The organism is Geobacter sp., assembly GCA_009684525.1.
Lineage (GTDB): Bacteria > Desulfobacterota > Desulfuromonadia > Geobacterales > DSM-12255 > Geoanaerobacter.
Map to the genome: position 1 here is coordinate 577,491 of WKKR01000001.1, position 13,426 is coordinate 590,916.

At 56.9% G+C, this 13,426-nt stretch carries 13 protein-coding genes and 1 tRNA gene; 2 read left to right on the forward strand and 12 right to left on the reverse strand.

Features of this window, described 5'->3' with window-relative positions; all coding sequences use genetic code 11:
• Window positions 1-28 precede the first annotated feature (28 nt).
• Window positions 29-1,864 carry an amidohydrolase family protein gene (locus tag GJT30_02625; GenBank protein ID MSM38505.1) on the reverse strand — a complete coding sequence of 612 codons (1,836 nt, stop codon included), beginning with the start codon at window positions 1,862-1,864 and terminating at the stop codon, window positions 29-31.
• A gap of 269 nt (window positions 1,865-2,133) precedes the next feature.
• Between GJT30_02625 and GJT30_02630 the strand changes: the two genes are divergently transcribed.
• Window positions 2,134-3,021, forward strand: coding sequence for a LysR family transcriptional regulator (locus GJT30_02630; protein ID MSM38506.1), 888 nt, complete (start codon window positions 2,134-2,136; stop codon window positions 3,019-3,021).
• A 34-nt stretch (window positions 3,022-3,055) separates the two neighbouring features.
• On the opposite strand, the gene GJT30_02635 is transcribed toward GJT30_02630, so the two are convergent.
• The 6 genes from GJT30_02635 to GJT30_02660 all read right to left on the reverse strand — a co-directional run bounded on the left by GJT30_02635 (window position 3,056) and on the right by GJT30_02660 (window position 8,818).
• Complete coding sequence (locus GJT30_02635; protein MSM38507.1) at window positions 3,056-5,533, reverse strand: PAS domain S-box protein; 2,478 nt, start codon at window positions 5,531-5,533, stop codon at window positions 3,056-3,058.
• Complete coding sequence (locus GJT30_02640) at window positions 5,530-6,138, reverse strand: DUF1638 domain-containing protein (protein MSM38508.1); 609 nt, start codon at window positions 6,136-6,138, stop codon at window positions 5,530-5,532. Before GJT30_02640 ends, GJT30_02635 begins: the two co-directional genes overlap by 4 nt.
• Window positions 6,135-7,169, reverse strand: a complete 1,035-nt coding sequence (locus GJT30_02645; protein ID MSM38509.1) for a hypothetical protein — start codon at window positions 7,167-7,169, stop codon at window positions 6,135-6,137. The genes GJT30_02640 and GJT30_02645 overlap by 4 nt, the downstream gene beginning before the upstream one ends.
• Window positions 7,166-7,825, reverse strand: coding sequence for a corrinoid-binding protein (locus tag GJT30_02650; protein ID MSM38510.1), 660 nt, complete (start codon window positions 7,823-7,825; stop codon window positions 7,166-7,168). Before GJT30_02650 ends, GJT30_02645 begins: the two co-directional genes overlap by 4 nt.
• Before the next feature lie 297 nt (window positions 7,826-8,122).
• Window positions 8,123-8,659, reverse strand: a complete 537-nt coding sequence (locus GJT30_02655) for a hypothetical protein (protein ID MSM38511.1) — start codon at window positions 8,657-8,659, stop codon at window positions 8,123-8,125.
• A gap of 84 nt (window positions 8,660-8,743) precedes the next feature.
• Window positions 8,744-8,818 (reverse strand) — tRNA-Cys (locus tag GJT30_02660).
• Between the two features lie 157 nt (window positions 8,819-8,975).
• Between GJT30_02660 and GJT30_02665 the strand changes: the two genes are divergently transcribed.
• Window positions 8,976-9,218 (forward strand): hypothetical protein, encoded by a 243-nt coding sequence (locus tag GJT30_02665; GenBank protein MSM38512.1) that lies wholly within the window; start codon window positions 8,976-8,978, stop codon window positions 9,216-9,218.
• Window positions 9,219-9,469: 251 nt separating this feature from the next.
• Here GJT30_02665 and GJT30_02670 read toward each other — a convergent pair whose 3' ends face one another.
• The 5 genes from GJT30_02670 to mdh form a co-directional block, all read right to left on the reverse strand.
• Window positions 9,470-10,018 carry a 2-oxoacid:ferredoxin oxidoreductase subunit gamma gene (locus tag GJT30_02670; protein ID MSM38513.1) on the reverse strand — a complete coding sequence of 183 codons (549 nt, stop codon included), beginning with the start codon at window positions 10,016-10,018 and terminating at the stop codon, window positions 9,470-9,472.
• A gap of 27 nt (window positions 10,019-10,045) precedes the next feature.
• On the reverse strand, window positions 10,046-10,867 hold the full coding sequence (locus GJT30_02675; GenBank protein MSM38514.1) for a 2-oxoacid:ferredoxin oxidoreductase subunit beta: 822 nt from the start codon (window positions 10,865-10,867) through the stop codon (window positions 10,046-10,048).
• Between the two features lie 2 nt (window positions 10,868-10,869).
• Window positions 10,870-12,003, reverse strand: a complete 1,134-nt coding sequence (locus GJT30_02680; protein MSM38515.1) for a 2-oxoacid:acceptor oxidoreductase subunit alpha — start codon at window positions 12,001-12,003, stop codon at window positions 10,870-10,872.
• A 24-nt stretch (window positions 12,004-12,027) separates the two neighbouring features.
• On the reverse strand, window positions 12,028-12,222 hold the full coding sequence (locus GJT30_02685) for a 4Fe-4S dicluster domain-containing protein (GenBank protein ID MSM38516.1): 195 nt from the start codon (window positions 12,220-12,222) through the stop codon (window positions 12,028-12,030).
• Window positions 12,223-12,439: 217 nt separating this feature from the next.
• Window positions 12,440-13,393, reverse strand: a complete 954-nt coding sequence (gene mdh, locus GJT30_02690; GenBank protein ID MSM38517.1) for a malate dehydrogenase — start codon at window positions 13,391-13,393, stop codon at window positions 12,440-12,442.
• Between the last annotated feature and the right edge of the window lie 33 nt (window positions 13,394-13,426).

Below are 13,426 nucleotides of genomic sequence, written 5' to 3' on the forward strand. Positions count from 1 at the left end.
ATAGCTGCCTTCTATTGCCTCAAGTGTATCAGAAGGCAAAACAGTCGCAGCCGGGCCCTCGCCACATTTTACCGGAGATCCGGCGGAAATCCCGGTGCAACGGATTGCTGCAGCGGCGTGGAGATACTGCCTGCAGTGCTGCGGCCTTCAGCAATTCGCCATGACGGTATGCACCGCCATACGCCCTTGTTGGCGACCAGTCGGGGCTTGCCGGCGGCAATGGCGGCGCAAGCGGGGCGAATTCGCCGCTGGCGTGCACGATCTTCCCGCCCATGATGGTCAGCAATGCCTCGATGTTCCTGATCTCCTGTTCGGGAGCGGTGAAATAGTCCGCCGACAGTACCGCCAGGTCGGCCAGTTGCCCCGCCGCGATCCTCCCCTTCTTCCCCTCGTCGCCGGAGAACCAGGAGCTCCCTTCGGTGTAAAGCCTGAGCGCCGTGGTGCGGCTGAGGCGATTCTTCTCATCATAGAGCGCCAACCCGCCCACGGTTTTGCCGCTTACCAGCCACTGGAGGGAAACCCAGGGGTTGTAGCTGGATACGCGGGTGGCATCGGTCCCGGCGCCGACCGGAATGCCGAGGTTCAGCATCCTGGCGATGGGGGGGGTTCGCAATGCCTGCTCGGCGCCGTAGCGAGACACGAAATATTCGCCCTGGAAGGCCATCCGGTCCTGGATGGCTATGCCGCCGCCAAGACTCTTTACCCGCTCCATGTTCCGGTCCGAGATGGTTTCGGCATGGTCGAAGAACCAGCGCAGCCCGTCGAACGGGATCTCCCGGTCGATCTCCTCGAACAGGTCGAGAAAGCGGGAGATGGATTCATCGTAGGTGGCATGCAGGCGAAACGGCCAGCGTTTCTCCACCAACAGGCCGACTACCTTCTTCAGCTCCGCCTCCATGCCTGGTTCGAGGTCGGGACGCGGCTCCAGGAAGTCCTCGAAGTCGGCTGCAGAGAAGACCAGCATCTCGCCGGCGCCATTTACCTTGTAGAGATCGCTCCCTCTTCCCGGCTCGGTAATACCGATCCAGCGGGCAAAGTCGTCATACTCCTCGTGCGGCCGCTGGGTGAAGAGGTTGTAGGCGATCCGCAGGGTCAGTTCATCCTTTCCGGCCAGATGCTCGACGACCCGGTAATCATCGGGATAGTTCTGGAAACCTCCGCCGGCATCGATGCAGCTGGTGATCCCCAGCCGGTTCAATTCTCGCATGAAGTGGCGGGTCGAATTGACCTGGTCTGCGAAATCGAGCTTCGGTCCCCTGGCCAGACTGGCATAGAGGATCAGGGCATTGGGCCTGGCGATCAACAGTCCGGTCGGATTGCCGGTCTTGTCGCGCTGGATCTCCCCGCCCGGAGGGTTGGGGGTCTCCTTCGTGTAGCCAAGCACCCGCATTCCGGCCCGGTTGACGAACGCCCGGTCGTACAGGTGCAGGACAAAGACCGGGGTGTCGGCAGAGACCGCATTGATCTCATCCAGGGTCGGCATCCGCCCCTCGGCGAACTGGAATTCGGTCCAGCCGCCGATGACCCGCACCCACTGGGGGGACGGTGTGCGCAGGGCCTGCTCTCGCAGCATCTCCAGCGCCGTGGCCAGCGACGGGACGCCGTCCCAGCGCAGCTCCATGTTGAAATTGAGCCCGCCCCTGATGACATGGATATGGGAGTCATTGAGGCCAGGGATGACGCACCGCCCCTTGAGGTCGATGGTTATGGTATCCGCATCTGCAAAGGGCCTTATCTTACGCTCGTCGCCAACCGCAATGAAGCGGCCGTCGCGAATTGCGACAGCCGACGCCTCAGGAGCGACCGGGTCGAGTGTTGCAATACGGCCATTGACCAGGATCGTGTCTGTATGTCCGGTTGTCATGATTGCACCTCCGTTCGTGCTGCTCAGTACGCCGCTTCTCCAGCCCTGCTCGGCAGTGTGCCCTGCATATGGTTTAGGCATACTCCACGCCTTCCCCATAGGACCACCGTGCTCCAATGTACCCTTTGCCGGATCGAGCAGTTCTGCGATGCATCTCATCATTAAGAATCGATCGGATCTTCTTTAATTAAACTCTAGCGCACTTCACCGGATCCTTCCCCATACTCTTTTCTATTGTCAGGTATGTCTTTTTGTTATAGCTTTACCCCATGGAACTTCGCCATATCAGATACTTCATCGCTGCTGCGGAAGAGCTCAATATCAGCAAGGCATCACGCCGGCTGAACGTCTCCCAGCCAGCCATGAGCCGCCTGATCCGCGATCTCGAAGGCGAACTGGGGACGCAGCTCTTCATCCGGGAGCGATTTGGCCTCAGCTTGACCACTGCGGGCGAAAAGCTGCTGGTGTATGGACGCCAGATCCTGGATATCTGCAACGAGGCAAAAAGGGTCATCGGGAATCTGCCCGAGGCGGGAGCCGCGTTGAATATCGGCTTCATTGCCTCGTCATTGGACCCGTTTCTAGGAGAGGCGTTGCGATCGTTCCGTGAGCTCTATCCGGAAATGCAGGTACGGATTCATGAACTATCGCCGGCAGAGCAGGCCCATGCCCTGAGGAAACGGCTGATCGACGTGGCCCTGCTCGGGAATCCCTGCGGGGCGGTACGGGATGAGTTCGAGGTGAGAAACTTGTTTACCCTGGAGGAGCATGCAGTCTTACCTGTGCAGCACCCCCTGGCAGGCAGGAAATTCATCAGGGTGGAAGAACTTGCCGGGAACGATTTCATCGGCTACAACGAGCAGAGCTTTCCCGGCAGAAACCAGACTATCGTCGACGCCTGCATGGTGGGGGGATTCAAGCCCAGTTTCCGCTACAAGGCGGACAGCCTGGTGGAGGTGCTGGCAATGATCGGTTCCGGAGCAGGGGTATGCCTGATGCCGGCCGATGTCGCCACCCTCCCCCATCCCCACGCGGTCTTTATCCCGGTGCAGGAAAAGCTCGAACCGGTCCAGTTTGCAGCTGCCTGGCGGCGCGACGACGAGCGGATTCCCCTCAGACATCTCTTGGACTGCATCGAGAAACCTACCCACCGCTGACCCTACCCCGCACAATCACCACTGTGCCCTGCAGTTACGGGCTGTCCAGCACCAGGCGGACCTTCTCCGTCATGTTGGCAAGCGAGAACGGTTTCTGGATGAAATGAGCCCCTGCATCCAGCACGCCGTGGTGGGCTATGATGTCGGCCGTATAGCCTGACATGAAGAGGCGCTTCATGCGGGGATAGAGGGTAAGGAGGTTTTTGGCCAGATCGCGGCCGTTCATTTCCGGCATGATCACGTCGGTCATGAGCAGGTTGATCTCCCCGACGTGTTCCCTGGCAAACTGGATCGCCTCGCCCGGGGTTGTCGCCGCCAGGACGGCATACCCCTGCTCCTCCAACATCATGGAAGTTATTTCCAGGATGGCCGGTTCGTCCTCCACCAGCAGAATGGTCTCATGGCCGCGCTGAACCGGGGACGAAGCAGCCTCTGGCTGCACCTCATGAATCTTCCCTGCATGGCGGGGGAGATAGACCGAAAAGGTAGAGCCCTGTCCCGGTTCGCTGTAGATGTTGATGAAACCGCTGTTCTGCCTGACTGCACCATAGACTGTTGCCAGCCCCAGACCGGTCCCCTTCCCCATTTCCTTGGTCGTGTAAAACGGTTCGAATATGTGGCTCTGCGTCTCCCTGTCCATGCCGCAGCCGTCGTCGCTCACGGCAAGCCGCACATACTCCCGCGGCTCCGCGTCCGGGTTATGGGCGCAATAGGCGGCATCGACACTGCAGTTTTCCGTGACTATGGCAATCCGGCCGGTGTCCTCGATGGCGTCCCGGGCATTAACGCACAGATTGGCAAGGATCTGGTCTACCTGTGACGGGTCCATCATCACCGGCCAGAGATCGGGTGCCGGCCTGAAAGTGAGCGTAATATCCTCTCCGATGAGCCGTTGCAGCATCTGAAGCATCTCCCCAACAGTCTCGTTGAGATCGATGACCTTGGGTGTGACCGTCTGTTTCCGGGCAAAGGCCAGTAACTGCCGTGTAAGGTCGGCAGAACGCTCCGCTGCCTTGCGGATTTCTACAAGTTGCGCAAAGAGGTGATGGGAAGGGTCCATTCTCAGGAGCCCAATTTCCGTATGGCCCAGGATGACTCCCAGCATATTGTTGAAATCATGGGCCACTCCGCCGGCCAGACGGCCGATGGACTCCATCTTCTGGGCCTGTCTGAGCTGGCCTTCAAGTGCGGCTTTCTCTGCCTCTGCACGTTTCCGCTCGGAAATATCCTGGACAAAGCTCACAATTTGCCCACCCTCAACCGGCCGGAACTGTGCACTGACTTCGACGTCATACACAGACCCATCCTTACGGCGGTGCCTGGTCTCGAAGCGATCATTGCCCTGTTCGACAACAATTTGAATATGGGCAGCAGCGTCATCTCTTGTTTCCATGGCCTCGATATCATGCACGGTCAACGTCAAAAGCTCGTGCATGCTGTAACCGCTCATGCGGCAATAGGTCTCATTAACCTCAAGGAAGCGCCCCTGCAAATCCATCAGCCAGATGCCGTCCATGGCCGTTCGCAGGATAGTCCGGTGCCGTTCCTCACTCTTGCGCAAAGACTCTTCGTTCAGTTTCTGCTCGGTGATGTCGACTGCAATGCTGAGGAGAACGCGCTTGCCGTTGCCGACTTTTCCCAATGGTGTGGCCTGGAAGTGCCAGATCCTTTTCGCGCCGTTTTTCGCCGTTATCGTCCATTCCCCGTTATCGACCGTCCGGTCAATCTCGAAAAGGTTATCGATATATGCCTTTATGCTCTCTGACCGCTCCCCGTAGGCACGTTCGGTCCAATCGGCCAGCGTCGGGATATCTTCCAGGGTGTAGCCGGAAAGGGTCGTCCAGCCGAGACTGAGTTGCAAAACCCTGTTGTCTTCATCGTGAATCATGATGGGAATCGGCGAATTGTAAATGGCCGACCTGAAGAGCATCTGTGCCGTGTTGAGCTCGGCGGTACGCTCCACTACCCGCTTTTCCAGTTCCTTTGCCTGCTGTTCGATCTGGCGGAATGCCAGGGCGTTTTTCAGGGCAAGGGCAATCGGCGATGAAAGGAGATGGATGATCTGGTTTGTCTCGGCGATGCGGTCAATCCCCGGCAGATCAAACAGGAGCAGCATGCCGATCAGTTCGCCGGCGGCACGCAGCGGAAACCGTGCGACAGACTGGATGCCTGCCCGCACCAGCACTCCCTTCAAGGGAAGATCTGCGGGAAGTCCGTCCGGAGAGTACGGCAGTTCTCCAGGGGTATGCTCAAGGCAAAACAGATCGAGCTCCGCTGGTGCAAAGAGATCGAATCTCCGCAGCGGACTGACATGCAACAGGCTATCTCTTTCAGGCCTTTTACGATGGGCTAGGACCATCACGGTCCTGGCGCCGCTCAGTTCGCGCAGGTGATCGGTCAGGACCTCACCCAGTTTCTGCGGCGATGTGGAAACCAGAAGTTCGGTAATGACCTCGATGGCCATCAACTGGGCTGCCGGCGAGGAAAGTGTGCAGGGTTCCGTCGCACTCATGCCGATTCCTCGTGCTGCCCTTCTGAACAGGCCTCTTCCCGTGCCGCCAGCAGGGTCGCCAGCATGGTATCCAGGGAAACCGTGTCTATCCGCACGGGCAGACCGGTATAGGATGAAAACTCCTGCAACTGCTGCTCCGGCACCGGAAGCAGGCCGGTGTCGAGATAGACCAGTACCCCGCAATTGTCTCCCATCAGGTCGTGCGCCACCGCTCGGTTCAGTCCAAGCTCATTCTTCATGATCTGCTCCCAGCGCCGCGCCCATTCAGGGAGGACCAGAAAGGCCTTTTCCCCCATCAACTTGCGGTAGCGATCCCGGCCAACCAGCAATTGGGCACAGTTGATAACGGCAACTCTGCCCACATGGTAACGGCGGACCAGGTCGAGCATCCGGGCCGAGCAGTCACCGTAGACCAGGACAAGGCAGCCACAACGCCCCCTATTCTGCTCAAGCGTTGCAGTCAGCTCTGCTTCCAGTTGCTGAGGGTCCATATGGAACATGGAATCAAGAAACAACAGCTCACCCTCGATCAATCCACGGCGCTGCAATTCCTCCATCTCGGCGCTCACCACACCACAACTGAGCCAGATCGTGCGATCGCTCATGACCCATGTCCCCGCACCGCAGGATAGTCTGTAACAGCCGCCCGCATTGCCAGCAGGTTCTCGGACGGCGTCGTCAGCGGGATGTCCGCACCGGCATTTGCCAGTATGTAGTGGCCGGAAGGTGCGGCCGTCCGCAGGCAAGCCTGGCTCATGGAATAGACGGCATCGGCAGAGAGGGCGGGAAAGCTCAGGTTGTCCAGATTCCCGATCAAGTTCAGATCCGGGCCAATGAGCCGTCTCGCCTCGGCAAGGTCGTCTTTCGAGCCGACTGCAACCCCGACCAGGCCATCCAGACCGGGGAGCAGATCCAGGTTATGGTTCATGCTGCCACCGGTGTGATGCAGCACCTTCGGCCCGGGGATCTGCGCAAAGGTTGAGGCCAACAGCGGTAGAAAGCGTTCGGCAAACAGGGAACGCGGCGCGATCTCGGCCGTTGCCATCCCCTCGGTGACGACCAGGCAGTCGGCACCAGCCGCCAAGAGAGCATTGGCCCACGAGATAAAAAACGGGGCAGTATGATCGAGCAGCTTCCGGGCAAGCGGTTCATCGAACAAGACAGTCTCCATCCACTGCTCCATACCGATTATCAGGGACGGCATGATGCCGGGCCCCGGTACAACGGCGATGATCGGTACCTGTCCCTTGTAAAGGTCTGCCAATTGTCGCGTAGCTTCCAGGACAACGGACAGCTGCCCGGCCACAAGAGGGTTGGGCAGCGGCAAGGCAAGCGCCTCGACAGGACCGCGCGCTCCAGGACGTTTCATGTTGGGAACCTGGTCGTCGCTCCAGGCGGTCACTCCGCCAAAGGCTTCCGAGATTGCAGTGAAAATGAACGGGGTCATGACCAGATCAAAACCGAATGTTTCCTGCAACGCCCTTTGTCCTGCAACGTACGCAGACGCGTCGCTGAAAATGGCCCGCAGGCCGGTGTTCGTCAATCTACCGCCGTACGCCCCCAGAACGGCAAAAACCGGAGGACGGTCCACCGGTTGCCCTACCAGGGTATTCATCACGCGCTGATATGGATTCATCTCAACACCTCGGCCTGCAGCCGCATGAACAGCTCATCGGCCCCGACTGCATTGTGCGCCGTACCGTCGCCGCCCACTTCTGCCACCAGATCCGGTCGCCAGTTGAACACGGCACCACCCACCGCCAGCTTGATCCGGTAGGCCAGTCCGCGCTTATCGATCAACTGACGCAATTTGCGTATGTTCAATGCCGTAGTCTGCATCATGGCTGAAGCGCCTATGACGCAGGCATCGACCTCCAGCGCCTTTTCCAGGAGTTCCTCCGCGGGCACGTCATTCCCCAGATCATGAACATCCCAGCCGGCGGCACTCAGAAACAACCCGACAGCCTTCCGACCAAGGCTGTGGAAATCATCCTCTATATTGCCGATCACGAGTGCCCCCTTTGAATGGGGATGAGCGGTCATATTCGGGATACAGCGGAGAAGAGTGTCTTCAGCAATTTTTGACGCGACAAAGTTCTGTGCCAGCGACATGGTCTCTTCTTCCCATAATCGCCCAAGTTGAACAATCGCCGGGTCGAGGATTTCCGCAATCACCTGACGAGCCTCAATGCCTGTAGCCAGAGTCCGTTCTATAATCTCCGCCGCACCGGAGCGATCAGCATTGATCATGGTGACCAGAAGCTTGTCGCTCCAGTCTTGTGAATTCATCATGACGCCTCCATGCAGCAGTGAAGCCTCAGAACAGATGATACGGATTCCTCGCGCCGGACATCGAAGGTTGCATATCGTCCAGAGGGAGGAGCATCGAGTCGATTACCACGGATATTGCCATCTTTTTCTCGTGATGTTGTTTTATGTATCGTGATATTTACACAAATGTATATAAGGGATTTCCTGTTCAGGAGGGAGATTTCCCCGAGAAATGAACCTATTGGGCATTCCGCATACAGCGGTTCATGGTTTTGAAAGCACCGGCGTTATCGGCAAGCCTACCGGCGGTCTATTCATTTATCGGATATGCGAAAGTATGGTGGTTTGGTAGGTCTGCTCGCCGGACGCAAGATAGAGGACACCTTCGGTGATGGTAATCGACCAGATAATGGAGCGATGTAACTGTGCCGCGAGGTTGGAGATGAATGCCTGATCAAGGCAGACGCTGGTCAGGTTGGCAAGTTTCTCCAGTTTGGGGAGGTGTTGTTGATTCCAGTTGTGCAGAGATCTGCCGCACGCCAGAAGAACGACCCGGTCGGTGTGGCGGCTCGCCTTGATGATCCGGTCAGAGTCGGGGAGTCCGACTTCTCCCCAGAGTTGCACTCTATCGTCGGAACCCTTGACCCAGAAGTCAGGCTCGTCGGTTGCGCTCAGCCCCTTCGTGAAGGTCAGTCCCGGCTGGTAAAAGATGGCCAGAGCCAGCAGTCTGGCTACCAGTCGCTCTTCGGTTTCCGACGGATGTTGGGCAACGGTCGTCAGCACTGATTCGTAGATGCCGCGGTCAATATCCGAAAGATGGAGTGTTACCCGATAGATAGTTGATGGTAGAGCCATGGCTGGAGGTCAATTTTCTTCTTGCGACAATTTTCGGCCAGTACAAAAAAAGCACTTAGAACTTAATCTAAGTGCTTATTATTATGGAGGCGGCGAGCGGATTTGAACCGCTGAATAAAGGTTTTGCAGACCTCTGCCTTACCACTTGGCTACGCCGCCGCTGCTGCAGGGGTTTCACCCCGGAGCGGATTTTCTTTGTAGCCTTTTTCAACGTCTTTGTCAACGCTAAATCAGTTTTCTCCTTATACGTTAAAGTATTACCACCTGTTGACGATACTGAATACTGTGATATTTAATGAAGTTACGGAGGATCATCATGCTCGTCCTGGTCCGTTACTGCGACAATGACTACGATATCGTCGAAGATTACTGCCTGGAATATCTCATCGTAACCGGCAAGATCGCGGAGTTTTCACGATCCGATGAATGGGTAAAGGTGGGCTCTGAACAGACCAGGGAAGCGCCGTGTAAAACGGAGCGCGCTACCTATATCGGCAACGAACGAAGGAAAAGCCCTGCTGTACCTTTTCCCGCACCGGCACCGCATATCTCTAACTGATACGGATCTCTCGATTTCACGAAATCCACGCCCCCGCAAGCACCTTCAAAATTCCATCCATTTCAGCGCCGTATTCCGTCCGCTATTACCCGCTGCCTAGTTCAGCATCTACGAACCCAGTTGGCTCGTCTAACCACTTTCTCGAAATCAATGTCCACACTGAGGTATTTCGAGTAGAAAGTATGATCAGTGAATAAAAAAAAGCCCGACACTGTGTGTGTCGGGCTCTCATGACAACGGGACGATTGGACCTAGGCCTTAGCAGCCATAGCCTTATCGTAGCCGATATTGAATGCTTTCTTGTTCAGTTCGAGGAAAGCCTCGGGAACGCGAGCCAGAACGGCTTTTTCAGCGTTCTCTTTCGAGACGACGCCGGTCAGAGCCACCATGGCGCCAAGGGCAACGATGTTGGTAACGATCTCGCGACCGACTTCATGCTTGGCGGTGTTGGTGATGTTGAACTTGGTTACCTTGAAATTCCCTTCCGGTTGCCTCAGAACGAGGTCGGAGTCAATCAGGAGTACCCCGCCTTCCTTGAGATCGTGGGAATATTTGTCGCAAGCCTCCTGAGTAAGAGCAAGGAGAGCATCACATTTGGTCACCTTTGGGTAGTCGATAGCAGTGTCAGAGATGATGACCTCCGACTTGGAGGCGCCACCACGGGCTTCCGGACCATAGCTCTGGGACTGAACGGCCTGGATCCCTTCATAGATCGAAGCAGCCTCGGCCATGATGACACCGGCCAGGATCAGCCCCTGCCCACCGGCGCCGGAAAAGCGAATCTCATATCTTCCAGCCATTATTGTTTCTCCTTTAGTGCAAGTGGATTACTTGGCAGCGCCCTGGGCCCGCTCGATGACCTTCTGGTACTGTTCGCAGTACTCGGGCTTGTCCTCTTTGTAGAGAACACCGGTGAGGACTTTCCCCTTCAGCTGCTCGGGGTCCATCTTCTCAGCTGCCTTGACCGGGACAGCAATTTCCTTCAGCTTGTTCATCATTTCGATGACGGACTTGTACTTGTTGCGGCGACCATAGGTGGTCGGGCAGTCGTCAAGGATTTCGACCACTGAGAAGCCTTTGTGCTGAATGGCCTCTGCGATCAGCTTGTCGATCTGGTTCGCATGGAAGGCGGTTCCACGGGCAACAAACGAAGCGCCGGCGCCGATGGCGAGCTTGGCGATATCAAAACCCGGATCGGGGTTGCCGTACGGAGTGGTGGATGCCTTGTCGCCGGTCGGGGTACAGGGAGAGAACTGACCACCAGTCATGCCGTAGATCTTGTTGTTCATGATGATGTAGGTCATGTCGATGTTGCGGCGGCAGGCATGGATGAAGTGGTTACCGCCGATGGCGGTACCATCGCCGTCGCCACCGCACAGGATGACGTTCATGTCAGGACGTGCCATCTTCACACCGGTGGCAAAGGCAGCAGCGCGGCCATGTGCGGTGTGCAGGGTGCAGCAGTCCATGTAGCCGGGCAAACGTGAAGCGCAGCCGATACCCGATACGATCGCCGTGTTTTCCTTCTTCAGCTGAAGGGTATCCAGAGCCCGGATCAACCCCTTCATGACGATGCCATGGCCGCAGCCGGGACACCAGATGTGCGGCAGCTTGCCGGGACGTATCCATTTATCATAATCAAAAGACATGGTTACTTGACCTCCTTCATCTTGTCGAGGATCTGGCCCGGGTTGACCGGTTCACCGTCAACACGGAAAATACCGAGGACAGGGGCATTCCCCTCGATGCAGCCTTTGATGACGCCGGCACACATGCCGAGGTTCATTTCCGGAGAAATGAATGCCTTGACCTTCTTGGAAAGTTCGAGAAGACGCTCCTCCGGGAAGGGCCAGAAGGTGATCAGACGGAACAGGCCAGCCTTGATACCGGCTTTTCGGGCTTCGTCCACGGCAAACCGTGCAGAACGAGATGTGGAGCCATAGGCAACAACGATGATTTCGGCGTCGTCAACCTGGTACTCTTCCCACTTCATGATGTCGGCCTTGTTGGCTTCCACCTTGCGAACCTGACGCTCTTCCTCTGCCTGAACGATCTCGGCCTTGGTGGTCGGGAAGCCGTCCTGCATCTTGTTGAGGCCGGTTACGTGGAACTTGTACCCGGAACCGAATGCGGCCAGTGGCGGGACATCACCGAAGGAGGTATCGTACGGCTTGTATTGCTCGGGCGGAACCGAGGGTCCGGTCCGGTCGATGACTTCCAGCTCGCCCGGCTCGGGGAACACGATCCGCTCGCGCATGTGGGCAACGATCTCGTCAGGCATGACCATGACCGGTGTACGGTACTTCTCGGCAAGGTTGAATGCCCTGACTACCTCTTCATATACTTCCTGCACCGAAGCAGGAACCAGGCAGATGGCCGGGTGATCACCGTGGGTGCCCCACTTGGCGCACATCACGTCGGACTGGGACGGACCGGTCGGCATACCGGTGGACGGGCCACCTCGCATGACGTTGAAGATAACGCAGGGGACTTCGGTAATGCAGGCGTAACCGATATTTTCCTGCTTGAGAGAGAGGCCGGGACCGGAAGTGGAGGTGAGAACCTTGGTACCGGTCAAGGAGGCGCCGATGAGGGCAGCCATGGCCCCGATCTCGTCTTCCATCTGAATGAATTTACCCCCCACCTTCGGAAGCTCGGCCGACATGACTTCGGCAACTTCTGTGGACGGGGTGATCGGGTAACCGCCAAAAAACTTACAGCCGGCATAGAGAGCGCCGTGAGCGGCAGCTTCGTTACCCTGAAGAAAAGCAACTTTCTTAGCCACGTTACATACCTCCTATAAAATTGGTTACGCCGTTACCTTGATAGCGAAATCGGGGCAGCGGAGTTCGCACTGCATGCACTTGATGCAGGCCTCCAGGTCTTTGACTGCCACGACAAATCCGCGCATTTCCAAGACTTGCTTGGGGCAGAATTCGACGCAGATGTGGCAACCCTTGCAATACTTCTCGATGATCTCGATTGTGGGAAGCTTCTTTTCCATCTACATACGCTCCTTTTGTGTATTGAAGCCGATCAGGCTGAGAAACCGTGAGACTATAGCACAGCGTATACAAAAAATGCAAGCCCGGTATCGAACAATGTTTCCGAAACCGTCGGATCGGGCCAGCGCTGTTCTATAGTGGAGCACACAGCAAAAAGAAGGGCCGAAGCCCTTCTCTTGCTTACGGAAAACTGTGAAACGATGCTTATCGTTTCGTTTACTTCATGCTGTCGACAAGACCCTTCACGGCAGCAACCGACTTGTCCATCATGGCCTGCTCTTCTGCATCAAGTGCGAACTCAAGGATCTGCTCGACACCATTCTCGCCGAGAACTGCAGGAACGCCAACGTAGTAGCCATTCACGCCGAACTCGCCCTGGAGGAAGCAGCAGGTCGGGAGTACGCGCTTCTGATCCTTGAGGATCGACTCCGCCATGGCAATGGCGGAAGAAGCCGGGGAGTAGAATGCGGAACCGGTTTTGAGGAGAGCAACAACCTCGCCGCCTGCACCACGGGTCCGCTTGACCATTGCTTCCATGACTTCCTTGGCCTTGGCTTTGTCCTTGTACTTGCGCTCAAGGAGTTCCATGACGGGAATGCCGTTGACGCTGGCGTAACGAACAAGCGGTACCATGTCGTCGCCATGGCCACCGAGGGTCATTGCGTTCACGTCCTTGACGGAAACGCCCAGTTCCCAGGCAATGAAGGTGATGAAACGGGCTGAATCGAGTACGCCTGCCTGGCCGATAACGCGGTTGTAAGGGAAGCCGGTGATCTTCTGGCAGAGGGTAACCATGGCGTCAAGCGGGTTGGAGATGACGATGACGATGGCTTTGGGAGCAAACTGCTTGATCCCTTCGGCAACGGACGTCATGATCTTGGAGTTGACCTCGATCAGGTCGTCGCGGCTCATGCCGGGCTTGCGCGGGAGGCCTGCAGTCACGATGACGACATCGGAATCCTTGATGTCTTCGTAGCTGTTGGTCCCTTTGAGGGCTGCATCGAAACGGTCAACAGAACCGACTTCGGCGATATCGAGCATCTTGCCCTGGGGCAGGCCTTCCACGATATCGAACATTACTACGTCACCCAGTTCACGCAGTGCGCAAAGCTGAGCAAGAACGCCACCGATCTGACCACCACCGATTAATGAAATCTTCTTTCTTGCCATGACTTCCTCCTTGTTTGGATTTTGATTCTTCCT

Excerpts from the sequence above, each read along its gene's own strand:
- GJT30_02670 (MSM38513.1), bottom strand. The coding sequence starts at position 10,018 with ATGGCTGGAAGATATGAGATTCGCTTTTCCGGCGCCGGTGGGCAGGGG.
- GJT30_02635 (MSM38507.1), bottom strand. The coding sequence starts at position 5,533 with ATGAGTGCGACGGAACCCTGCACACTTTCCTCGCCGGCAGCCCAGTTG.
- mdh (MSM38517.1), bottom strand. The coding sequence starts at position 13,393 with ATGGCAAGAAAGAAGATTTCATTAATCGGTGGTGGTCAGATCGGTGGC.
- GJT30_02685 (MSM38516.1), bottom strand. The coding sequence starts at position 12,222 with ATGGAAAAGAAGCTTCCCACAATCGAGATCATCGAGAAGTATTGCAAG.
- GJT30_02650 (MSM38510.1), bottom strand. The coding sequence starts at position 7,825 with ATGATGAATTCACAAGACTGGAGCGACAAGCTTCTGGTCACCATGATC.
- GJT30_02665 (MSM38512.1), top strand. The coding sequence starts at position 8,976 with ATGCTCGTCCTGGTCCGTTACTGCGACAATGACTACGATATCGTCGAA.
- GJT30_02675 (MSM38514.1), bottom strand. The coding sequence starts at position 10,867 with ATGTCTTTTGATTATGATAAATGGATACGTCCCGGCAAGCTGCCGCAC.
- GJT30_02655 (MSM38511.1), bottom strand. The coding sequence starts at position 8,659 with ATGGCTCTACCATCAACTATCTATCGGGTAACACTCCATCTTTCGGAT.
- GJT30_02625 (MSM38505.1), bottom strand. The coding sequence starts at position 1,864 with ATGACAACCGGACATACAGACACGATCCTGGTCAATGGCCGTATTGCA.
- GJT30_02645 (MSM38509.1), bottom strand. The coding sequence starts at position 7,169 with ATGAATCCATATCAGCGCGTGATGAATACCCTGGTAGGGCAACCGGTG.
- GJT30_02630 (MSM38506.1), top strand. The coding sequence starts at position 2,134 with ATGGAACTTCGCCATATCAGATACTTCATCGCTGCTGCGGAAGAGCTC.
- GJT30_02640 (MSM38508.1), bottom strand. The coding sequence starts at position 6,138 with ATGAGCGATCGCACGATCTGGCTCAGTTGTGGTGTGGTGAGCGCCGAG.